Source organism: Rhizobium leguminosarum, assembly GCF_019798305.1.
Taxonomy (GTDB): domain Bacteria; phylum Pseudomonadota; class Alphaproteobacteria; order Rhizobiales; family Rhizobiaceae; genus Rhizobium; species Rhizobium leguminosarum_U.
Map to the genome: position 1 here is coordinate 22050 of NZ_JAAXDD010000007.1, position 21973 is coordinate 44022.

The window sequence follows — 21973 nt, forward strand, 5'->3', positions numbered from 1 at the left end:
CAGGAATACGGACGATGAATTCGTTGAAAAAAATCCTTCTCGGCGAACAGGGGCTGGTGGTGATCTTCGCTGCTGCCTTCGTGATCGTCTCGCTTTTCGTTCCGAACTTCCTGACCGAGCGAAACATGCTGGGGCTGCTGCAATCGGTCGTCACGATCGGCATCGTTGCTTGCACGATGATGTTCTGCCTGGCGTCGCGCGATTTCGACCTTTCGGTTGGATCGATCGTCGCCTTCTCCGGCATGATCGCGGTGATGGTCTCGAATGCGACGGGCTCCATTCCCGTCGGGCTGCTCGCCGCCCTGCTTTGCGGCGCCGTCGTCGGTTTCGTCAATGGTATCGTCATTGCGCGGTTTCGCATCAATGCGCTGATCACCACGCTTGCGACCATGCAGATCGTGCGCGGGCTGGCGCTGATCGCTTCCGATGGCCGCGCCGTCGGCATCAACGATCCCGCCTTCTACCAGCTTGCCCTGTCGCGATTTCTCACCGTGCCGACGCCGATCTGGATCATGCTGATCCTTTTCATCCTTTTCGGTTTCGTGCTCAACCGCACCGTCTTCGGCAAGAACACCCTGGCGATCGGCGGCAATCCGGAGGCCTCGCGGCTTGCCGGCGTCAACGTCGTCAATATGCGCATCTGGATTTTTGCGCTGCAGGGGCTCGTCTGCGGCGTTGCCGGCATCCTGCTTGCCTCGCGCATCACCTCCGGCCAGCCGAATGCGGCGACAGGGCTTGAGCTTTCGGTGATTTCGGCCTGCGTTCTCGGCGGCGTTTCGCTGGCCGGGGGCCGGGCGGCGATAAGCGGCGTCATCGTCGGCGTGCTGATCATGGGCATCGCCGAAAACGTGATGAACCTCCTGAATATCCAGGCGTTCTATCAGTATGTGGTCCGCGGGCTGATCCTGCTGATCGCAGTGCTGCTCGACAATTTGAGGTCTTCGGCTGCGGGACGGCGCACATGAACCAGGGACAAGCCGGCGATGACATCGAACTGAGGCACGGCGATTTCGCCGTCCGGGTCAGCCGTCGGGGTGCCGCCGTCACCGCCGCGACCTATCGAGGCATCCCCTTTCTCGTGGCGGCCGGCGGGCCGGATGAAATGATGGCGAATTTCGCGATGGTGCCGTTCGGCAATCGCGTGGAAGGCAATGCCATGTCCTTTGCCGGCCGCGACTATGCATTCCAGCCCAATACTCCAGATCCGCTCTATCGGCACGGCGACGGCTGGCTCAGCTTCTGGCAGCTTGAAGATGCCAGCGCGGAGCATGCGCAGTTCTCCTTTTCCCGTAATGCCGACGGGGTTTCACCCTATGCCTATCTTGCCCGGCAGGAGATCCGTCTCACCGGCGATGCTCTGGTGCTGAGGCTTTCCGTGGAAAACCGCGGCGAAGCGGCTCTTCCTTTCGGGCTCGGTCAACATCCCTTCTTCGCGCGGACGCCAAAGACGCGACTGACGATTGCGGCCGATCGCTATTGGAGCGAGCGGCTGGACCATCTGCCAGAGATGCCTGGCCCTGTGCCGGACTATTTCGATTTCAGATCGGAAAAGCTTTTGCCGCAGAGATGGATGAATAATGCCTTCGAGGGCTGGAACGGGCGGGCGGCAATCGCCTGGCCGGAACTTGGATTTCAGGCGGCGCTGGAAGCCGACGGTGCGCTCGATCGCTTTATGCTGTATATGCCGGTCAACCGGAGCGACTTCTTCTGCCTCGAGCCGATGAGCCACCTGCCAAACGGCCATCACCTTCCTGATTTCGGTGGGCTCACGCCGCTTGCACCGGGGGAGGCGCTCGCCGGCACGGTGACGATGCTGATGTCGACGCTGCCGGTTCAACCGGAGGAGAGATAGATGAGCGGCCGCCTGCAGGGCAAGAACATCCTGATAACAGGTGCTGCGCAGGGTATCGGCCTTGCGATCGCAAAGGCTTTCATGCGGGAGGATGCTGCCGTCTTTCTCGTCGATCGCGATGCGGCGCTGCTGGCGCAGGCGGCGAAAGAGCTCCAGAGCAGTGGCGGCCGACTTGGCTATCTGCCGGCCGATATTACCGATGCCGGGACGATCACGACATTGGTCGCTCAGGCGAATGAAGAAATCGGTCACCTGAACGCGCTCGTCAACAATGCCGGGGTCAATGTCTTTGCCGAACCGCTCGAGACGACGGACGAGGAATGGAACCGCTGCTTCGACATCAATCTGAAGGGCGCATGGAACTGCTGCAAGGCGGTGCTGCCGGGCCTGATCGAACAGGGCGGCGGCGTCATACTCAACATTGCCTCGACGCACGCCTTCACCATCATCCCGCACACGTTTCCCTATCCGCTGGCAAAACACGCCCTGCTCGGAATGACGAAATCCTTGGGGCTCGAATATGCGGCCCGCAACATTCGCGTCAACGCGCTGGCGCCGGGTTATGTCTCGACGCAGAAGGTGATCGACTACTGGAACAGCTTTCCCGATCCGGAGGCGGCTAAGGCCGAGACGATGAAGCTGCATCCCGGCGGACGCATCGCGACGCCGGAGGAGATCGCCATGGCGGCCGTGTTCATGATCTCAGACGAGTGCCCGTTCATCAATGCCACATGCCTGACGATCGACGGCGGCCTCAGCGTGCTGCAGCATTCCGCCTGAAGGGGCGTCAATCTCGCTATTTTTACAAGCCTGTCGTCTTCTCGATATAGAGCATTATATTGCCCATCGGGAAGGCTATCTGATCTCCCGCAGGCATGGAGCGGCCCCTGCCGCTTCTGGAAACAGTTAGAGCATGATGTTGTCCGAAAGCCGCGCACACTTTTCGGCATCATGCTCTGAAAACACAATTGAAAACAGGAGGACGGCATGCAGATCAATCGCACGGCTTCGGCTCATTGGACCGGTGGCCTCAAGGACGGAAAAGGCCTGATCTCGACACAGAGCGGCGCCCTGAAGGATTATCCCTACGGCTTTGCGAGCCGCTTCGAAGGCGTTGCCGGCACCAACCCGGAAGAACTGATCGGTGCCGCCCATGCCGGCTGCTTCACCATGGCGCTGTCGTTGATCCTCGGTGAAGCCGGCTTTACCGCCGAGCATATGGAAACCTCTGCCAAGGTAACGCTCGAAAGTGTGGAGGGCGGCTTTGCCATTACCGCCATCCATCTCTCGCTCTCCGGCCGTATTCCCGGTGCCGATGAGGCGACCTTCACCGAACTCGCCAACAAGGCAAAGGCCGGCTGCCCGGTTTCCAAGGCGCTTGCATCGGTTCCGATCACACTGGACGTCAAGATCGTCTGACACGTCATTCCATTGACGAAGTGCCGCGCGCTTCTCGCCGCGGCACTCTCCATTTGTGGCCTGCATTCTCGGGTCGCCTATCCGAAGTCATCGGCTGTCGGCAGGACGCGGGCGGTACAGGCCTTCTCACCGCTTGATTGTCGCTTCCACCGGATCGCGCGCGTCCCGCAATTTGTGCTGCGCTGCGGCATATTGACAAGTAACGTTTGATATTTTACAACTGACGAAATTCGAAAATCGTCAGTCGTAAAATTGGGCCTTAAAACGTATGAACGACCTCGCGGAAAATACACTCGACATCACGCGGCAGGAGAATGTCACGCGCATTCTCGATGCGGCCGAGCGGCTGTTCCGTCACTATGGCTACAGCAAGACGACGGTGGCCGATATTGCCCGCGATCTCGGCATGTCGCCGGCCAATATTTATCGTTTCTTCGCCTCCAAGGTAGAGATCCACCAGGCGCTCTGCGGGCGCATGCTCGCCATGTGCTATCAGATCGCCTACGACGTCCGCCATCAGCCGGCCAGCGCCAGCGAAAGGCTGCGCCGCTATGTCGAGACCCAGTATCAGTGGACGCTGGATGTGATGCTCGACGAGACGAAGGTGCACGAGATGATCATCGTCGCGATTGAGCGCGACTGGCATGTCATCGAAAAACATATCGACCGCGTTCATGATCTCCTCGCCGAAATCATTGCCGAAGGCATTGCATCCGGCGAGTTCGCCGAGCAGGACCCGGTCGTTGCCTCGCGCTGCTTCGGCGCGGCGACGAACACGCTCTGCCATCCGCAGATGGTGGCGCAATGTCTTGCCAAAACCAATCGCGCGAGCGTCGACGAACTGATCAGCTATGCGATCAGGGCGCTGAAGAAATAATGGACGGCGGCCGCCGTCGGAACCCCCTAAACGATCCAGGAGTGCGGAAGATGTTTTCGCTCGAGACCCTCAGCCATCGCATGCCGTCCGTCGCCAGTCTCGTGCTCGTGGGCGCCATCGGCATCGGCGTTTCCGCCTGCTCGGAAGAGAAGGCTGAGGTCAAGGAAGTTATCCGGCCGGTGAAGGTCGTCGAGATCGCCAAGGCCGGGGACATGCGCAAGCTCGATTATTCGGGCTCGGTCAAGGCGCGCACGGAGATGAACCTCGGGTTTCGTGTCGCCGGCAAGATCACCGAACGTCTCGTCGATATCGGCGACCGGGTGACGCCGGGCGACGTTCTCGCCCGCGTCGATGCCACGGACTACCAGCTGGCGGTCCGGACGGCGGAAGCCAATCTCGCCTCGGCGGAAAGGGGCGTCGAAACCACCGATCTCGTCAACAAACGCGCCGAGCAGCTTTTCGACAAGAGCGTCGCCCCGAAGTCGCAGGTCGAACAGGCTTCGCTCAGCCATGACCAGGCGATCTCACAGCGCGATGCCGCACTTTCCGCGCTCGATCAGGCGAAGAACCAGGTGAGCTATACCGAGCTCAAGGCCGGTCAGAACGGCATCGTCACTGCGATTAATGCCGATACCGGCCAGGTCGTCGGTTCCGGCACCGCCGTTGTCACCGTTGCCGTCGACGGCGAGAAGGAAGTGCAGATCGCCGTTCCGGAAAACGACATTGCCGAATTCAAACCGGGCAAGACAGTCAAGGCAAGCTTCTGGGCCGACGACAGGCTGGTGCTCGACGGCAAGGTGCGGGAAGTTTCCGGCAGCGCCGACCAGCAGTCGCGCACCTTCGCCGTCCGGGTGAGCCTGCCGAACGATCCGCGCGTCTTGCTCGGCATGACCGCGACGATCGAGGCGGACGTCAGCAATGGCAACAGCTATGTCTCGATCCCGCTCAGTGCGCTGGCTGAGAAGGACGGCAAGCAGATGGTCTGGACCGTCGACCGCGACACGGCGACCGTGCATGGCCGCGACATCAAGGTCGCCGATTTCACCGGCGACGGCGTGCATGTGACCGAGGGCCTCGATGCCGGCGATCTCGTCGTTTCGGCCGGCACGCAGTTCATGACCGAGAACCTGAAGGTGAAGGTGCCGGACCAGCAATCGGCCCTGGCCGCCACCGACCAGACCGTCCGCTGATCGCGCCATAGGATAGGAAACAAGACCATGGACGTCACCACCGAAAAGCGGCCCTTCAATCTGTCGCGTTGGGCGATCGGGCATCCGAGCATCGCCCGCTTCCTCTTCGGGCTGATCATCGTCACCGGCGTACTCGGCCTGATGCGCATGGGCCAGCGCGAGGATCCCGAATTCACCTTCCGCGTCATGGTCGTTCAGGCGATCTGGCCAGGTGCTTCCATCCAGGAAATGGAAGATCAGGTCGTCAACAAGATCGAGCGCAAGCTGCAGGAAACGCCGCATATCGACTGGGTCAAGTCATACACGCGGGCGGGTAGTGCGATCATCACCCTGCAGGTCAAGGGCGACACAAATTCGCAAGAGGTGGCGGATGCCTTCTACCAGGTGCGCAAGAAGGTCGGCGACATCTCCAACGAGCTGCCGCAGGGCCTGCTCGGCCCCTATTTCAACGACGAGTTCGGCGATACCTTCATCACGTTGCATTCGATCAGCGGCGACGGCTATTCCTATCCGGAACTGAAGAAATTCGCGATCCAGGCGCGCGACATGCTGCTGACGACGCCGGGCGTCGAGAAAGCGGTCATCATCGGCGACCAGCCTGAGAAGATCTATATCGACGTCTCATCCAAGGCGCTCGCCGAGCGCGGCCTGACGATCCTCGATCTGCAGAACGCCATCAAGGGCCAGAACAATGTCGATCCGGCCGGCTCGATCGATACCGGCCTGCGCTCGGTGCGCATCTCGGTCGAAGGCGACGTGAAGAAGGCGGCGGATATCCGCGAACTGCGCCTTCGCGCCGGCGGTCAGGTGACGCGCCTCGGCGATATCGCCACCGTCAGTTCCGGGCTCGAAGATCCCTACCAGCGCAAGTACCGTTTCAACGGCCACGACAGCGTTCAGGTCGGCGTCGTGATGGCCAAGGGCTTCAATGTGACCGATGTCGGCAAGGGCGTGGAGGCGACCTATCAGCGCTTCGAGGAGGCGCTGCCCTATGGCGTTGCCGTCGATCAGATCGCCAACCAGCCCGACGTGGTGACGGATGCTGTCAGCGAATTCATGCATGCGCTCGGCGAAGCTCTCATCATCGTGCTGGTTGTCTCGTTCGTGTCGATCGGCTGGCGATCAGGCCTCGTCATCGCCATCGCCATTCCGCTGGTGCTCGCCGCGACCTTTGCGCTGATGTACGAACTCGGCATCGACCTGCAGCGCATCTCGCTCGGCGCGCTGATCATCGCGCTCGGCCTGCTTGTCGACGATGCGATGATCGTCGTCGAGATGATGGAGCGAAAGCTGGAAGAAGGGCTCGTCAAGATCGAGGCGGCAAGCTTCGCCTATTCCTCGACCGCCTTCCCGATGCTGACCGGCACGCTGATCACCACAGCCGGCTTCATTCCCGTCGGCTTCGCCGCCTCGACGGCCGGCGAATATGTGCGGTCACTGTTCTACGTTGTCGGCATCGCGCTTGTCACTTCGTGGTTCGTCGCGGTCTACTTCACGCCGTGGCTCGGCTATATGATCCTCAAGCAGCGCCATCACGCGGGCGAGCATCGCGACGCCTTCGACACCGGCTTTTACCGTCGGTTGCGCGGCACGGTCGGCTGGGCGGTGCGCCACCGGGTCATCGTGCTGCTGCTCACGCTCGGCACCTTCGTCACCAGCCTTTGGGCCTTCCAGTTCATTCCGCAGAATTTCTTCCCGCAATCCTCGCGGCCGGAAATCCTCGTCGATCTCTGGCTGCCGGAGGGCACCAGCATCAAGGAAGTCGAAGTGCAGGCAAAGGCGCTCGAAGCCAAGATGATGGACGATCCCGACAAGCGGTTCATCGCCACCTATATCGGCGAAGGCGCGCCGCGTTTCTTCCTGCCGCTCGACCAGCAACTGCGCAATCCGAACTTCGCCCAGCTGCTCGTCATGGCCAATGACGAGCCGGCACGCGAGCGGCTGATCGTCAAGCTGCGAACGATGCTTGCGGAAGACTTCCCCGACATTCGCGGCAAGGTCGACCGCCTCTTTCTCGGTCCGCCGACCGGCTGGCCGGTGCAGATGCGCGTCATGGGACCCGACCGCCAGAAAGTCAGGGAGATCGCCGATCAGGTAAAGGCGCGCTTCCAGGCCAATCCGATGCTCGGCGCCATCCATGACGACTGGCTGGAAAAGGTGCCGGAGATGAAGCTGGTGATCGACCAGGACCGCGCCCGGGCACTCGGCGTCACCTCGCAGCGTGTACGCCAGATGCTGCAGACCGCCATGTCAGGGGCTGCGCTCGACGATTTCCGCGACGGCGAGGAGACGGTCTCGATCGTCGCCCGCGAGCCGGGTGCCAGCCGCTCGCTGCTGTCGGCGGTCAACTCGGTCTATGTCCCGACGGATTTTGGCGGCTTCGTGCCGGTCTCGCAGGTAGCCAAGGTCGTGCCCGTCATGGAGCAGGGCATCGAGTGGCGGCGCGACCGCCTGCCGACGATCACCGTGCGCGCCACGCTGCCTGACGATGTGCAGCCGAACGACGTGGTGATGAAGATGTATGCCGACATGAAGGACCTGCGCGACAGGCTGCCTGCCGGCTACAATGTCGAAATCCAGGGCGGCGCCGAGGATGCGGCGGAAAGCCAGATGTCGATCGCCGCCAAGGCACCGATCATGCTTGCCGTCATCATCGTACTGCTAATGGTGCAGCTGCAGCATTTCGGCAAAGCGATGCTGGTGCTCGCCACCGGACCGCTCGGCATCATCGGTGCGGCCGCCGCATTGCTGATCAGCGGCGCTCCTTTCGGTTTCGTGGCGATCCTCGGCGTCATCGCCCTGCTCGGGATCATCATGCGCAACTCGATCATCCTGGTCGATCAGATCGATCAGGATATCAGGGCCGGCATGCACCGGCAGGAGGCGATCGTCGGTGCCGCCGTGCGACGTTTCCGGCCGATCATGCTGACGGCGCTGACCGCCGTGCTGGCGCTGATCCCGATCTCGCGCGGTGTCTTCTGGGGTCCGCTCGCCTACGCGATGATGGGCGGCATCCTGGTTGCGACGGTGCTCACCATCCTGGTTCTGCCCGCCGGTTACGCTCTTTTCTTCGGCCGGGAGCCGAAGGCAAAGGACGAGCCGGGCGAGCATGCCGACGCCATCCAGGAAGAGGCGGATGACAGACATCCGCCGGCGTTGGCAGCAGAGTGAGGACGGCGCGGCGAAAGCCGCGCCGTTTTCTTGCAGGGTCAGCTCTCCGTCAAAGCACGCTGCTGCTTAGCCTCGGCTCGGCAGGCAGCCTTTGAACGGCTCATCGCTGTCCGCTCCGCCTCGGACGCGGGCGCCGATTCCATTGCCGCCTCGAAAAAGCTAAGCTGCAAAAGCATGCCGGGAAACCAACCGCGATCCCGGCCACTCAGCGACGAGGCAGGGCACGACCATGGCCGACTACCATCTGGAAGCAAGCTGGAGCCCGATCGAGGGCAGTTTCGGGCGCCTCACCTTCACGCTTTTCAATCTATCGACCGAGCCGCTGTCCGGCTTCTCGCTCGCCTACACCTCAGAGACGCGGGTTGCCGACAAACATGTCTGCGACGGCGGCAGCCTCAAGCGGCGGGTCGCGCATTTCCACGAATTCCTGCCGCCCGAAGACCTAAGCGTGCCGCCCGGCGGGCGCTGGCGGTTCACGGTCGAGGGGCTGACCAGGGCGCCGAAACATATGACATCGGGCGTCAAGTCGGCCTATCTGACACTTGACGACGGACGCCACGTTTCTGCTGCTTTCGGCGATCTCATGCTCGAAGGCCGGGATGGTGGCGTGGCGCCGCCGCTTCTGCCGCCGGGCCGGGCCGAGGAACCCTATTCGCTGCTGCCCTGGCCGCTGGCGCTCGGGCTAAAGGCGGGAGAGCTGCCGGTCGTCCTTTATCCGGCCGAGCGGACGCGGCCCGATGCGGTCAAGGCGCTCTCGCTGGTTCTGGAGCTTTACCAGCGGCTCTATCCGGCCGACAATATGCCGTTTTCGCTCAGTGCCGTCGAAGGCGGGCGGGCCATTCGTTTCGTCACCGAATCGTCGATCGCCGCCTTTGCTTACGAATTGCGTTTTACGGCGCATGAGATCGTGCTTTCGAGTGCGGATGCGGCCGGGCGGCATTACGGGCTGATCAGCCTGGCGCAACTGCTGCACGGCGCCCGCGCCGATCCTGAGCGCTTCAAATTCCCCAATTTCGGCACAATCGCCGACCAGCCGCGTTATGACTGGCGCGGCTGCCATCTCGATGTGTCCAGGCAGTTCTGTCCGGTGGCAGACGTCGTGCGGCTGATGGATATTCTCGCCTGGAACAAGCTCAACATCTTCCACTGGCATCTGACCGACGACGAAGCGTGGCGGCTGGAGATCAAGGCCTATCCGGCGCTGACGGAGATCGGCGCGCGGCACGGGCCGGATGAAGTGCTCGTGCCGCAGCTCGGCGACGGGGCGCAAACGCGCTCCGGCTATTACACGCAGGAGGACGCCAGGTGGATCGTTGCGCATGCAGCCTCGCTGCATATCGAAGTGGTGCCGGAAATCGATATTCCGGGCCACAGCATGGCGACGCTGTTCTCGTTACCCGAACTCGTCGACGGGCAGGAGGCGCCTGACAGTTACCGCTCGGTGCAGGGTTATCCGAACAACGCCCTCAATCCGGCGGTGGAATTCACCTATGAATTTCTCGGCAAGGTATTCGACGAGATGGTGACGCTGTTTCCCGGCGAATATCTTCATATCGGCGGCGACGAGGTGGCGCATGGTTCCTGGCTTTCGTCGCCGCTCTGCAAGGTGCTGATGGAGCGGGAGAAACTTGCCGGCACTGCCGAGCTGCAATCCTATTTCCTGAAACGTATCAAAGCCATGCTGTCGGAGCGCGGCAAGAAGCTCGTCGGTTGGAACGAGGTCTCGCATGGCGGCGGCGTCGATCGCGACGGCACGCTGCTGATGGCCTGGGAAAAGCCCGCCGTCGGCATCGAGCTCGCGCAAGAAGGCTACGACGTGGTGATGACACCGGGGCAAGCCTATTATCTCGACATGGCGCAGGCGGAGGCCTGGGCCGAGCCGGGCGCCAGCTGGGCGGGCCACGCACCGCCGGAACACACCTATGCTTACGAGGCCGAGGGCGAGCTCCCGGAGGCGCTGCAAGGGAAGATGCGCGGCATCCAGGCCTGCATCTGGACCGAGAACTTCGTCTCGCGCGCCTATTTCAACCGGCTGGTTTTTCCGCGTCTGCCGGCAATCGCCGAGGCTGCCTGGACGCCTTTGACGCGCAAGGACTGGGATCGGTTCGCAGCGATCGTGCGGATGTGGCCGGTGCTTTAAGGAATCGCAATTCCGGACGGAAGATCGCTTCGCACTTTTCGTGGAATTGCTTCAGGCCGCCTCGGCCTTCAGTCCCAGCAGTGCCGCGCCGATCAGACCGGGTTCGATGCGGCATTCGCTGCGCACCACCAGCGGGCGATCGAACTTGCGCAGGATGCGGGCGCGCACCGCGTGGTCGAGCTCGGCAAGCAGCGGCTCGGCATTGGAAAGCCCACCGCCGACCGGCACGATGGTCGCGCCGGTGATGTTGATCGTCAGCGCCAAGGGCGAGGCGACGAGATCGACATAGACGTCGATCGTCCGTGTCGCCTTCTCCTCTCCATGGCGCCACTGAGCGATGATCTCCTCGCTGGCAAGGTCGAGATCGTGCAGCGTCTTGTGCAGGCGCTCCAGGCCGCGGGCGCCGCCGACGGTGTCGACGCAGCCCCTCTGGCCGCAGCCGCAGGCATAAGCGGGAATGGCGACGGGCGGGTTGCCGACCGCGGATGCGATGATCGGCCCGTGACCCCATTCGCCGGCAAAGCCGCCGGCCTCGTTGACGAGGCGCCCGTCGGCGACCAGGCCACCGCCGACGCCAGTGCCGAGGATGGCGCCGAAGACGATGCGGTGGCCGCGGCCGGCGCCGAGACCGGCTTCGGCCATCGCGAAACAGTCGGCATCATTGGCGATCAGCACCGGCAGGCCGAGTTCGGCTTCGAGATCGGCGCCAAGCGTGCGTTCGTGGATGCAGGGAATGTTGGCGCAAATCAGGCGCTGCGTATCGGGATCGACGACGCCGGCGATGGAGAGGGCGATGCCGTTCGGTTGTTCGCCGGTTTCGGCGATGATGTCGCGCAGGGTCTCGACGAAAGCGGCAAAATCATCCCTGGGCGTCGGGCGGCGGCCGAGGGGAACGATGTCTGTCTCGGAACGAGCGATGCCGCCCTTGATGGCGGTGCCGCCGATGTCGAATGAAATGATCATTGCCACTCTGCCGTTTCTCTGGTCTCCCGCGTCTGCTTGCATTGTTGGCGGGGGATTTTCAAGCGCTGATTCGGCGGCGGTGTCGCCGGGTTTAGGGTCGTGCCGTGTGGCGCCTCCTCTGTTCTGCCGGACGTTTCTCCCACAGGTGGGGGATCAGATAGGCGGGACGGGTTTCCGTCTTCCATCCGTCATGGCAAGACGTTGGAGAAGTCTGGTGAGCCCAAGCCTATGGGCTCCGATCGCAGCCGCAATTTCTAACCCTGATAGTCATTCAATTAGCATATTGCATCGCCAGAATCCGGCCCTACACTTTCATCAACTGCCAGACCCATCGATACGAGAGAAAACAGTACCATCCGAAGACCACGTCCCAAAGGCCGCCGCCTCTCATCTATTTTGCGGCAAATGGCCGCCGATCAAAGCCGCGAACGGATCTCGATCGGCGATCTGTTCGACACGATGGGCGACAGGGCGATCAGCGCGTTGATGCTGATCTTCGCGCTTCCGAACGCCTTTCCCACTCCGCCAGGCACTTCGGCCGTGCTCGGGGCGCCATTGGTCTTCCTCGCAGCGCAACTGACCTTCGGGCTGAAACCCTGGCTACCGAAGGTGATTGCCAACCGTTCGATGCGCCGGGAGGATTTCGAGGCCATTGTCGGCCGCATCCACCGCTGGCTCGCCTGGGCCGAACGCATGCTGAAACCACGGCTTGCGATCTTCGCCGAACCGCCGGCGGAATATCTCGCCGGGGCGGCATGCCTGCTGCTGGCGATTGTGCTGCTGCTGCCGGTCCCGCTCGGCAACATCCTGCCGGCGATCACGATCTCGGTCTTCGCTTTCGGCATATTGGGCCGTGACGGTCTCTTCGCGCTCATCGGCTTCGTGATGACGGCCGTGTCGCTCGTCGTCGCCGGCGGGGTGATTTACGGTCTCGTGAAGGCGGCGATCTATCTCGTCGTGCAATGGTTTGCCTAAACGGAGTTTGCTTGAGTGACGGCAGTTATTTGGCGAGGCTCTTTGCAATAGGCTCGACATTTGCCGGATTTTTGTTTTGATCTGGCGCGATACAGTTTCAAATCATGTTCGGCGCCGGCCCGCCGGCTCACTTTGCGCGATAGGCATTAGATGGTAAAAAGATCCGAGACCCCCGCACGGCTGGACGATGCGGCGCGTGCCGGCTGGCTCTATTACGTCGCCGGGCGCACGCAGGATGAAATCGCCGCGGCGATGGGCATTTCACGACAATCGGCGCAGCGGCTGGTGTCGCTGGCGGTCGCCGAGCGCCTGATCAAGGTGCGGCTCGATCATCCGATCGCCGCCTGCCTGGAACTCGGCAATCAGCTGCGTCGGAAATTCGGGCTGAAACATGTGGAGGTGGTGCCGAGCGATCCCGCGTCGTCGTCGACGACGGTCGGTATTGCCGAGGCGGCCGCGGCCGAGATCGAGCGGTGGCTGAAACGGCCGGAGCCGATCGTACTCGCCATCGGTACCGGCCGCACGCTGAAGGCGGCCGTCGACCAGCTTCCGGCGATCGAATGTCCCAATCACCGCATCGTTTCGCTGACCGGCAATATCGCCCCGGACGGATCGGCCGCCTATTACAACGTCATCTTCAGCATGGCCGATGCCGTGAAGGCGCGGCACTATCCGATGCCGTTGCCGGTGCTCGTCACCTCGGCGGAGGAGCGGGAGCTGCTGCATGGCCAGCAGCTGGTGCGCTCGACGCTTAATATGAGCGCGCAAGCCGATGTCACCTTCGTCGGCATCGGCGAGCTCGGCATCGATGGGCCGCTCTGCGTCGATGGTTTTCTCGAGAAGGACGAGATGATGGAGCTGATGCGCGGGGGTGCCGTCGGCGAGATCTGCGGCTGGATCTTCGATGTCGACGGCAAGTTGATCGACAACCCGATCAACGAGCGCGTCGCGTCTGCCCCGATCCCGTCCCGCGATGCGTCGATGGTCATTGGGCTGGCCAAGGGCAAGCGCAAGTTCAAGGCGATCAGGGCCGCCGTTATCGGTCATCAAATCAATGCTCTGATCACTGACGAAGAGACGGCCGAGTTTTTGCTCAAGAGCTGAGCAAAAAATATGCTATCTAAATCAAGGGGATCACTACTGCCTTCGGCGTTGCAGCAACGATTGCCGATTGACATTCTTTATCGTTTGTTGAGTAATTGCCCATGAGCGAAGCGAATGCTCACACCCCATCTTCTGGGAGGAAGATTATGACATTGAGAACTTTTCTGCTGGGCGCCTGCTCAGCACTGGCGTTTGCCGGCATGGCTTCGGCCGAGACGCTGACAATCGCGACCGTGAACAACGGCGACATGATCCGGATGCAGAAGCTGACGGATGATTTCAAGGCGAAGAATCCCGGCATCGACCTTGAATGGGTAACCCTCGAAGAAAACGTGCTGCGCCAGAAGGTCACGACCGACATCGCGACCAAGGGCGGCCAGTACGACGTTCTGACGATCGGCACCTATGAAGTTCCGATCTGGGCAAAACAGAACTGGTTGCTGCCGCTCGACAATCTCGGCGCCAACTACGACGTCGACGACCTGCTGCCGGCAATCCGCAGCGGCCTGACTGTAGACGGGAAGCTCTATGCTGCGCCGTTCTATGGCGAAAGCTCGATGGTCATGTACCGCAAGGACTTGTTCGAAGCTGCCGGCCTGAAGATGCCCGACGCGCCGACCTGGGACTTCGTAGCGGACGCTGCCCGCAAGATCACCAACAAGGACAAGGAAATCTACGGCATCTGCCTTCGCGGCAAGGCCGGCTGGGGTGAGAACATGGCCTTCCTGACGGCCATGTCCAATTCCTTCGGCGCACGCTGGTTTGACGAGAAGTGGAAGCCGCAGTTCGATCAGCCGGAATGGAAGGACACGCTCGACTTCTACGTCAAGCTGATGAAGGATGCAGGCCCTCCGGGCGCCTCCTCCAACGGCTTCAACGAGAACCTGGCGCTATTCCAGACCGGTAAGTGCGGCATGTGGATCGACGCAACGGTTGCCGCTTCCTTCGTCGCCGATCCGAAGCAGTCGCAGGTCGCCGACAAGGTCGGCTTCGCGCTCGCCCCGGACAAGGGTCTCGGCAAGCGCGGCAACTGGCTCTGGGCCTGGAGCCTCGCCATCCCGGCAGGTACCCAGAAGGCCGAAGCTGCTGAGAAGTTCGTCGCCTGGGCAACGAGCAAGGAATACAGCAACCTCGTCGCCGAGAAGGAAGGTTGGCTGAACGCACCTCCGGGAACTCGCAAATCGCTCTACGCGAATGCGGACTACCAGAAGGCGGCTTCGTTCGCCAAGATGACACTCGACTCGATCGAGTCGGCCGATCCGACCAAGCCGACCGTCAAGCCGGTTCCCTATGTCGGCGTCCAGTTCGTGGCGATCCCGGAATTCCAGGGCATCGGCACGGCAGTGGGCCAGCAGTTCTCGGCAGCCCTTGCCGGCCAGCTTTCGGTCGACCAGGCGCTGAAGAGCGCACAGCAGCTGGCAACCCGCGAAATGACCAAGGCCGGCTACATTAAATAAAACCTCCTGAGCAAGAGGCGGGATACTTGACATTCCGCCCCTCTGGGCCGCCGATTGCCCGAACTGCATCGGCGGCCGCTTTTTTCAGACAAAGCTGCCTTGCGGCCGCTCCCCGCTTCAGTCCAGATCGGTGATTGCCATGGCAACCTTACATACCCGCTCCGCCGCGCGCCTGATGATTGCGCCCTCCGTGCTGCTGCTGTTTGCATGGATGATCGTCCCGCTTGTGATGACGATCTATTTCTCGCTGCTGAACTATAATCTGCTCAGCCCCGGCATGGAAAGCTTCGTCGGTTTTCTGAACTACGAATATTTCCTGTCCGATCCGGCCTTCATCGCCGCGCTGATCAATACGCTGCTGCTCGTCGCCGGCGTTCTATTGATCACCGTCATCGGCGGCATCGCCTTTGCGCTGCTGCTCGACCAGCCGATGTACGGTCAGGGCATCGTGCGCATCCTGGTGATTGCGCCGTTCTTCGTCATGCCGACGGTGGCAGCACTCGTCTGGAAGAACATGTTCATGAACCCGGTCAACGGCCTGTTTGCCCATCTTGCCAAGGCGCTCGGCCTGCAGCCGATCGACTGGCTGGCGAATGCGCCACTGTTTTCCGTCATTCTGATCGTCGCCTGGCAGTGGCTGCCCTTTGCCACCCTCATCATGCTGACCGCGCTGCAGTCGCTCGACGAAGAGCAGAAGGAAGCCTCCGAAATGGACGGCGCCGGTCCGATCTCGAAGTTCATCTACATCATCCTGCCGCACATGGCGCGTGCCATCACCGTGGTGATCCTGATCCAGACGATCTTCCTGCTTTCGGTCTTTGCCGAAATCCTCGTCACCACCAATGGCGGGCCGGGCACCGACAGCACCAACCTCACCTATCTCGTCTATGCCCAGGCGCTGCTGCAGTTCGATATCGGCGGGGCATCGGCCGGCGGTATCGTGGCTGTTATTCTCGCCAATATCGTCGCGATCTTCCTCGTGCGCCTCGTCGGCAAGAATCTGGAGGCTTGAGATGGCCAGAAAAGTTACAACGAAGCGCAAGCTCATCGTCACCGCGATCGCCTGGACGCTCGGCATCCTGATCTTCTTCCCGATTCTCTGGACGTTCCTGAGCAGCTTCAAGTCGGAAGCCGACGCCATCGCCTCGCCGCCGCAGTTCCTGTTCTTCCACTGGACGACGGAAAACTACGCCGAGGTGCAGAGCCGGTCGAACTATCTCAGCCACTTCATGAACTCGGTGATCATCTCCTTCGGCTCGACGCTGATCGGCCTGATCATTGCCATTCCGGCCGCCTGGGCGATGGCGTTTTCGCCGACCAAGCGGACCAAGGACGTGCTGATGTGGATGCTGTCGACCAAGATGATGCCACCTGTGGGCGCGCTGATCCCGATCTATCTGATGTTCCGCAATTCCGGTCTGCTCGACACGCGCACCGGCCTGGTGATCGTGCTGACGCTGATTAACCTGCCGATCATCGTCTGGATGCTCTATACCTACTTCAAGGAAATCCCCGGCGAGATCCTCGAAGCGGCGCGCATGGATGGAGCGTCGCTGATGAAGGAGATCGTCTATGTGCTGACGCCGATGGCCGTGCCCGGCATTGCCTCGACGCTGCTTTTGAACATCATCCTTGCCTGGAACGAGGCGTTCTGGACGCTCAACCTCACCGCCTCGAAGGCGGCGCCGCTGACGGCCTTCATCGCCTCCTATTCCAGCCCCGAGGGCCTGTTCTACGCCAAGCTTTCGGCGGCATCGACGATGGCGATTGCGCCGATCCTGATCCTTGGCTGGTTCAGCCAGAAACAACTCGTCCGCGGCCTGACCTTCGGCGCTGTGAAATAACGTAAAAGGGAGAGAAACATGGGCAGCATTACCCTTCAGAAGGTTTCCAAGGTCTTCGGCGAAGCCAAGGTCATCCCGTCGATCGATCTCGACATCAAGGACGGCGAGTTCGTCGTCTTCGTCGGCCCGTCGGGCTGCGGCAAGTCCACGCTGCTCAGGCTGATCGCCGGGCTTGAGGACGTCTCCGGCGGCAAGATCGTCATCGACGGCCGGGATGCCACCGAAAAGGCGCCCTCGGAGCGTGGCCTTGCCATGGTGTTCCAGTCCTATGCGCTTTATCCGCATATGAGCGTGCGCAACAATATCGCCTTCCCGCTGAAGATGGCCGGCGTCGACAAGGCGGAGATCGACCGCAAGGTGACGGATGCGGCCCGGGTGCTGAACCTCACCGACTATCTCGAGCGCAAGCCGCGCCAATTGTCCGGCGGCCAGCGCCAGCGCGTCGCGATCGGCCGCGCCATCGTGCGCCAGCCTTCGGCCTTCCTGTTCGACGAACCGCTGTCGAACCTCGATGCGGCGCTGCGCGTCAACATGCGCCTCGAAATCAGCGAGTTGCATCAGCAGCTGAAGACGACGATGGTCTATGTCACCCACGACCAGGTCGAGGCGATGACCATGGCCGACAAGATCGTCGTCTTGAACAGGGGCAATATCGAGCAGGTCGGCTCGCCGCTCGAACTCTACAGCCGCCCCCGCAACCTCTTCGTCGCCGGCTTCATCGGATCGCCCAAGATGAACTTCATCACAGGCCAACATGCGGTCCAGCTCGGCGCCCATACGATCGGCATTCGTCCCGAACATATGCTGTTGTCGATGGAGAGCGGCGACTGGAAGGGCAGGGTCGTGGTCGCCGAACATCTCGGTTCCGACACCTTCCTGCATATCGATGCCGAGGACATCGGCATGTTGACGGCGCGCGGCAGCGGCGATTTCGCGGCGAAAGCGGGAGACACGGTCTATCTGACACCGGACCGTTCGCGCATTCACAAATTCAACGAGGGCGGCCTTGCCATCTGAAGCAGGCTGCCGGGCTGGGGCAGGCATGTGAGCCGGACGATGGCGCCCGGCCGTTTCCGGAAGACCTTCAAGAGGACTGAAACATGACGTGCAAATTATCGCTGGCAACACTTTCGGATGTGGCGCGCACGGCTGCCATCCCTGGATATGACAGGGCATCGCTGAAAGCCGGCATCGTGCACTTCGGCGTCGGCAATTTCCACCGTGCCCACCAGGCGATCTATCTCGACGATCTTTTCAACGCGGGCACGGATCACGACTGGGCAATCGTCGGCGCTGGCGTGCTTCCCTCCGACGCGGCCATGCGCGAAAAGCTTGCGGCGCAGGATTTCCTGACGACGGTGGTCGAACAGGACAATAACAAGACGGCGGCGCGCGTCACCGCACCGATGATCGATATCCTGCCGGTCGGCGATGCCGCTGCCATCATCGCCAAGCTTGCCGATCCCGAGATCCGCATTGTCTCGATGACGATCACCGAAGGCGGCTACTTCATCGACGCGTCGGGCACCTTCAATCCGACCCATCCGGCGATCGCCGCCGACGGACAAAATCCCAACGCGCCGAAGACGGTGTTCGGCCTGATCGTCGCCGGCCTGAAGGCGCGCAAGGACAAGGGCATCGGTCCCTTCACCGTCATGTCCTGCGACAACATTCCCCACAATGGCATTGTGACCGCCAATGCCGTTGTCGGCACGGCCGCACTTTCGGACCCTGCCTTTGCCGACTGGATTCGGGCGAATGTCGCCTTCCCGAACGGCATGGTCGACCGCATCACGCCGGCGACCAGCCAGCGCGAGGTCGATTTCCTCCGGGACAATTTCCAGATCGAGGACAGTTGGCCAGTCTATTGCGAGGAATTCAAGCAATGGGTGCTCGAGGATAAGTTCACCGCCGGCCGGCCGGCGCTGGAAAAGGTCGGCGTCACCTTCGTCCCCGATGTCACGCCCTACGAGCACATGAAGATCCGCATCCTCAACGGCGGGCATGCCGCGATCGCCTATCCGGCGGCGTTGATGGACATTCATTTCGTTCATGATTCCATGGAAGACCCGCTGATCCGCGCCTTCCTCGCCAAGCTCGAGAAGGACGAGATCATCCCGATCGTGCCGCCGGTGCCGAATACGTCGCTGACCGATTATTTCGCCCTGATCGAACACCGCCTGCTCAATCCGAAGATCGCCGACACCATTCCGCGGCTGGCGCAAGACGGCTCCAACCGTCAGCCGAAATTCATCCTGCCGTCGACGCTCGACAATCTGCGTCAGGGCAGGGACGTCGTTGGCCTGGCGCTGGTTTCAGCACTCTGGTGCCGCTATTTCGCCGGCAAGACCGACAGCGGCCAGGATATCGTCTTCAACGACGCAAGCGCAGAGCGCCTGCATGCGGCGGCGCTCAAAGCCAAGGACGACCCGTCGGCCTTCCTCGTCTTCGACGATATTTTCGGCGAAGTGGCGAAATCCGAAATTTTCCGCAAGCGTTTCGCCCATGCTCTGAAAACCCTGTGGGAAAAGGGCACGCGGGAGACGCTGCAGCTCTATCTCGACAGCAAGCTCGCAGTGTAAGGATACCCGATGGCGGTATCTGCTGCCGCCATTCATCCGGCCTTGCGAGTAAAGCGGGACGGTATCGCGTCCGAATTGAACTCAGATTGGGTCTTCCATGGCTGATGCTGAAACACGGCTGGTCATCTTCGATTGCGATGGCGTGCTCGTTGACAGCGAGCCGATCTCGATTAGCGTGCTCGTCGGGGCGATGAACGATCTCGGCGTCTCGATCACCGAGGACCAGGCTTATGAGCGTTTTCTCGGCCGCAGCCTGTCGACCCTCATCGATACGCTGGAAACCGAATTCAACGTCCATGCTGGCGAGGAATTCCTCGAGCGGATCCGCACCGATCTCTACGTCCGTTTTCGCACAGAACTGAAGCCGATCGAGGGTATCGCCGCGACGATCGACGGGCTTGGCGTTCCCTGTTGCGTCGCCTCGTCCAGCCAGATGGAGCGAATCCGGCTGTCGCTGTCGGTGACCGGACTTCTCGACAAGCTGCCCGACATCTTCAGCGCGACGATGGTCAAGCGCGGCAAACCGGCACCCGATCTCTTCCTGCATGCGGCACGTGAAATGCAGGTCGAGCCGGCTCATTGCCTTGTCGTTGAAGACAGCCCGGCCGGCGTTGCCGCCGCCAAGGCGGCAGGCATGACGGTCTTCGCCTTCACCGGCGGATCACACGCCAACTTTGCCGGATACCGTGCCGAACTCGACCGCCTTTCGCCGGAAGTGGTGTTTGACGCCATGCCGGATTTGATACACCTTGTCCGCAACCATAAGCTGGACGGGACCAAGACTTGATGCGTGATCATGTGGTTGCGGTGGATATCGGCACGGGCAGTGCGCGCGCCGGCGTCTTCGATGCACGTGGCCGACTGCTCGCCAAGGCCGAGCACCCGATCGTGATGAACCGGCCGCGCGAAAACCATGCCGAGCACGATTCCGAAGATATCTGGTCGGCCGCCTGCACGGCAGTGCGCAGGGCGATGGAGCAATCCGGCATCGCCGCCGCCTCGGTCGGAGCGATCGGTTTCGACGCCACCTGTTCGCTCGTCGTCCGTGACGTCGAGGGCCGGCAGCTCAGCGTTTCCACAGGCGGGGAGAGGCGTTTCGACACGATCGTCTGGCTCGATCATCGGGCGCTGAAGGAAGCCGATTTTTGCACGGCGACGCAGCACAGGGTGCTCGAACATTCCGGCCACGTGATGTCGCCGGAAATGGAGATGCCGAAGCTGATGTGGCTGAAGAAGAAGCTGCCCGCCACATGGGAAAAGGCCGGCTACTTCTTCGATCTCGCTGATTTCATGACGTGGAAATCGACCGGATCGCCCGCCCGTTCACGCTGCACGCTGACCGCGAAATGGAACTATCTCGCCCATCTCGAAAAGGGCTGGCAGCAGGATTTCCTGGAACGGATCGGCCTCGAGGACCTCCAGGCGCGCGGCCATCTGCCGGATGAGACCACGCCTGTCGGAGACAGCGTCGGCCGGCTGACGCAGGAAGCGGCGGAAGCGCTGGGTCTGACGACGGACTGCCATGTCGCTGCCGGGATGATCGACGCCTATGCCGGCGCACTTGGCGCGCTCGGCGGCTATGCCGCCGATCCTGTCAAACGCGAGCACCAGCTGGCGCTGATTGCCGGCACATCGAGCTGCATCGTTAGCTTCTCGCGGGAACGCAAGCCGAGCCATGGCATGTGGGGTCCCTATTACGAGGCTGTCTTCCCGCAGTCGTGGCTGGTGGAGGCCGGGCAATCGGCGACCGGCGCGTTGCTCGACCACATCGCGCGCATGCATGCGGCCGGTGGCGAGCCGACGGCAGCGCTGCATCAGAAGATCGTCGCGCGCATCGCCGAATTGCGGGCCGAGGAGGGCGATGACTTCGGTGCACGGATCTTCGTGCTGCCGGATTTTCATGGCAATCGTTCGCCGCTCGCCGATCCGCATGCCGTCGGCGTCGTTAGCGGGCTGACGCTCGACACGTCCTTCGACGGGCTCTGCGCGCTCTATTGGCGCTCTGCAGTGGGGATTGCGCTCGGCATCCGCCATATCCTGGAAATGATGAAGGAATACGGCTACATGCCCGATACGCTGCATATTGCCGGCGGGCATGTGAAGAACCCAGTGCTGATGGAGCTTTATAGCGATGCGACCGGCTGCAAGGTCGTGGTGCCGAAGATGAACGAGGTTGTGCTGCTTGGCACGGCGATCGCAGCATCCGTCGCCTGCGGCTTGTACAAGGATCTGGCGACGGCCGGCGAAGCGATGTATCCGGGCGGCGACGAACGACTTCCCGACAAAGCGAAGCAGGCGCTCTACGATCGCGACTACCGCCGTCTTCTCGCCATGCACCGGCACCGCGTTGAATTGGAAACGATGCAATAGAGCGCCGCTCTAAGGACGCTCCATTAAAT

The 21973-nt window shown here is 61.8% G+C and carries 18 protein-coding genes; 17 read left to right on the top strand and 1 reads right to left on the bottom strand.

Annotated elements, in window-relative coordinates; translation table 11 throughout:
* Positions 1 to 14 precede the first annotated feature (14 nt).
* The 8 genes from araH to HFO99_RS13765 all read left to right on the top strand — a co-directional run bounded on the left by araH (position 15) and on the right by HFO99_RS13765 (position 10649).
* Positions 15 to 965: an L-arabinose ABC transporter permease AraH gene (araH, locus tag HFO99_RS13730; RefSeq protein ID WP_222361784.1), complete on the top strand. Its 951-nt coding sequence runs from the start codon at positions 15 to 17 to the stop codon at positions 963 to 965.
* Positions 962 to 1852 (top strand): aldose 1-epimerase, encoded by an 891-nt coding sequence (locus HFO99_RS13735; RefSeq protein ID WP_222361786.1) that lies wholly within the window; start codon positions 962 to 964, stop codon positions 1850 to 1852. The genes araH and HFO99_RS13735 overlap by 4 nt, the downstream gene beginning before the upstream one ends.
* Positions 1853 to 2632, top strand: coding sequence for an SDR family oxidoreductase (locus HFO99_RS13740; RefSeq protein ID WP_222361788.1), 780 nt, complete (start codon positions 1853 to 1855; stop codon positions 2630 to 2632).
* A gap of 207 nt (positions 2633 to 2839) precedes the next feature.
* Positions 2840 to 3271 (top strand): OsmC family protein, encoded by a 432-nt coding sequence (locus HFO99_RS13745; protein ID WP_017967997.1) that lies wholly within the window; start codon positions 2840 to 2842, stop codon positions 3269 to 3271.
* Positions 3272 to 3539: 268 nt separating this feature from the next.
* A complete protein-coding gene (locus HFO99_RS13750) occupies positions 3540 to 4148 on the top strand; it encodes a TetR family transcriptional regulator (RefSeq protein ID WP_222361790.1) in 609 nt (202 codons plus the stop codon).
* A gap of 50 nt (positions 4149 to 4198) precedes the next feature.
* Complete coding sequence (locus HFO99_RS13755; protein ID WP_222361792.1) at positions 4199 to 5338, top strand: efflux RND transporter periplasmic adaptor subunit; 1140 nt, start codon at positions 4199 to 4201, stop codon at positions 5336 to 5338.
* A gap of 27 nt (positions 5339 to 5365) precedes the next feature.
* Positions 5366 to 8509, top strand: a complete 3144-nt coding sequence (locus HFO99_RS13760) for an efflux RND transporter permease subunit (RefSeq protein WP_222361794.1) — start codon at positions 5366 to 5368, stop codon at positions 8507 to 8509.
* A gap of 229 nt (positions 8510 to 8738) precedes the next feature.
* Positions 8739 to 10649: a beta-N-acetylhexosaminidase gene (locus tag HFO99_RS13765; protein WP_222361796.1), complete on the top strand. Its 1911-nt coding sequence runs from the start codon at positions 8739 to 8741 to the stop codon at positions 10647 to 10649.
* A 51-nt stretch (positions 10650 to 10700) separates the two neighbouring features.
* On the opposite strand, the gene HFO99_RS13770 is transcribed toward HFO99_RS13765, so the two are convergent.
* Positions 10701 to 11612: an ROK family protein gene (locus tag HFO99_RS13770; RefSeq protein ID WP_222361798.1), complete on the bottom strand. Its 912-nt coding sequence runs from the start codon at positions 11610 to 11612 to the stop codon at positions 10701 to 10703.
* 396 nt (positions 11613 to 12008) lie between these two features.
* Here HFO99_RS13770 and HFO99_RS13775 point away from each other — a divergent pair, with 396 nt between their 5' ends.
* From HFO99_RS13775 to HFO99_RS13815, 9 genes are all read left to right on the top strand, one after another.
* The gene (locus HFO99_RS13775) at positions 12009 to 12587 is read left to right on the top strand and encodes an exopolysaccharide biosynthesis protein (RefSeq protein WP_196767119.1); all 579 of its coding nucleotides are present in this window, start codon (positions 12009 to 12011) and stop codon (positions 12585 to 12587) included.
* Between the two features lie 150 nt (positions 12588 to 12737).
* Positions 12738 to 13691, top strand: coding sequence for a sugar-binding transcriptional regulator (locus tag HFO99_RS13780; protein WP_222250352.1), 954 nt, complete (start codon positions 12738 to 12740; stop codon positions 13689 to 13691).
* 146 nt (positions 13692 to 13837) lie between these two features.
* A complete protein-coding gene (locus HFO99_RS13785; RefSeq protein WP_222250350.1) occupies positions 13838 to 15148 on the top strand; it encodes an ABC transporter substrate-binding protein in 1311 nt (436 codons plus the stop codon).
* A gap of 139 nt (positions 15149 to 15287) precedes the next feature.
* Complete coding sequence (locus tag HFO99_RS13790; RefSeq protein ID WP_222310120.1) at positions 15288 to 16160, top strand: carbohydrate ABC transporter permease; 873 nt, start codon at positions 15288 to 15290, stop codon at positions 16158 to 16160.
* A 1-nt stretch (position 16161) separates the two neighbouring features.
* Positions 16162 to 16992, top strand: coding sequence for a carbohydrate ABC transporter permease (locus tag HFO99_RS13795; RefSeq protein WP_222250345.1), 831 nt, complete (start codon positions 16162 to 16164; stop codon positions 16990 to 16992).
* An 18-nt stretch (positions 16993 to 17010) separates the two neighbouring features.
* Positions 17011 to 18009, top strand: a complete 999-nt coding sequence (locus tag HFO99_RS13800; RefSeq protein ID WP_164579363.1) for an ABC transporter ATP-binding protein — start codon at positions 17011 to 17013, stop codon at positions 18007 to 18009.
* 83 nt (positions 18010 to 18092) lie between these two features.
* The gene (locus tag HFO99_RS13805) at positions 18093 to 19574 is read left to right on the top strand and encodes a mannitol dehydrogenase family protein (RefSeq protein WP_222334039.1); all 1482 of its coding nucleotides are present in this window, start codon (positions 18093 to 18095) and stop codon (positions 19572 to 19574) included.
* Positions 19575 to 19671: 97 nt separating this feature from the next.
* Positions 19672 to 20361: an HAD family hydrolase gene (locus HFO99_RS13810; protein ID WP_222250339.1), complete on the top strand. Its 690-nt coding sequence runs from the start codon at positions 19672 to 19674 to the stop codon at positions 20359 to 20361.
* Positions 20361 to 21944 (top strand): FGGY-family carbohydrate kinase, encoded by a 1584-nt coding sequence (locus tag HFO99_RS13815; protein ID WP_222361800.1) that lies wholly within the window; start codon positions 20361 to 20363, stop codon positions 21942 to 21944. The genes HFO99_RS13810 and HFO99_RS13815 overlap by 1 nt, the downstream gene beginning before the upstream one ends.
* Positions 21945 to 21973: the final 29 nt, after the last annotated feature.

Coding starts and splice junctions, on each gene's coding strand:
- araH (WP_222361784.1), top strand. CDS start 15: ATGAATTCGTTGAAAAAAATCCTTCTCGGCGAACAGGGGCTGGTGGTG.
- HFO99_RS13735 (WP_222361786.1), top strand. CDS start 962: ATGAACCAGGGACAAGCCGGCGATGACATCGAACTGAGGCACGGCGAT.
- HFO99_RS13740 (WP_222361788.1), top strand. CDS start 1,853: ATGAGCGGCCGCCTGCAGGGCAAGAACATCCTGATAACAGGTGCTGCG.
- HFO99_RS13745 (WP_017967997.1), top strand. CDS start 2,840: ATGCAGATCAATCGCACGGCTTCGGCTCATTGGACCGGTGGCCTCAAG.
- HFO99_RS13750 (WP_222361790.1), top strand. CDS start 3,540: ATGAACGACCTCGCGGAAAATACACTCGACATCACGCGGCAGGAGAAT.
- HFO99_RS13755 (WP_222361792.1), top strand. CDS start 4,199: ATGTTTTCGCTCGAGACCCTCAGCCATCGCATGCCGTCCGTCGCCAGT.
- HFO99_RS13760 (WP_222361794.1), top strand. CDS start 5,366: ATGGACGTCACCACCGAAAAGCGGCCCTTCAATCTGTCGCGTTGGGCG.
- HFO99_RS13765 (WP_222361796.1), top strand. CDS start 8,739: ATGGCCGACTACCATCTGGAAGCAAGCTGGAGCCCGATCGAGGGCAGT.
- HFO99_RS13770 (WP_222361798.1), bottom strand. CDS start 11,612: ATGATCATTTCATTCGACATCGGCGGCACCGCCATCAAGGGCGGCATC.
- HFO99_RS13780 (WP_222250352.1), top strand. CDS start 12,738: ATGGTAAAAAGATCCGAGACCCCCGCACGGCTGGACGATGCGGCGCGT.
- HFO99_RS13785 (WP_222250350.1), top strand. CDS start 13,838: ATGACATTGAGAACTTTTCTGCTGGGCGCCTGCTCAGCACTGGCGTTT.
- HFO99_RS13790 (WP_222310120.1), top strand. CDS start 15,288: ATGGCAACCTTACATACCCGCTCCGCCGCGCGCCTGATGATTGCGCCC.
- HFO99_RS13795 (WP_222250345.1), top strand. CDS start 16,162: ATGGCCAGAAAAGTTACAACGAAGCGCAAGCTCATCGTCACCGCGATC.
- HFO99_RS13800 (WP_164579363.1), top strand. CDS start 17,011: ATGGGCAGCATTACCCTTCAGAAGGTTTCCAAGGTCTTCGGCGAAGCC.
- HFO99_RS13805 (WP_222334039.1), top strand. CDS start 18,093: ATGACGTGCAAATTATCGCTGGCAACACTTTCGGATGTGGCGCGCACG.
- HFO99_RS13810 (WP_222250339.1), top strand. CDS start 19,672: ATGGCTGATGCTGAAACACGGCTGGTCATCTTCGATTGCGATGGCGTG.
- HFO99_RS13815 (WP_222361800.1), top strand. CDS start 20,361: ATGCGTGATCATGTGGTTGCGGTGGATATCGGCACGGGCAGTGCGCGC.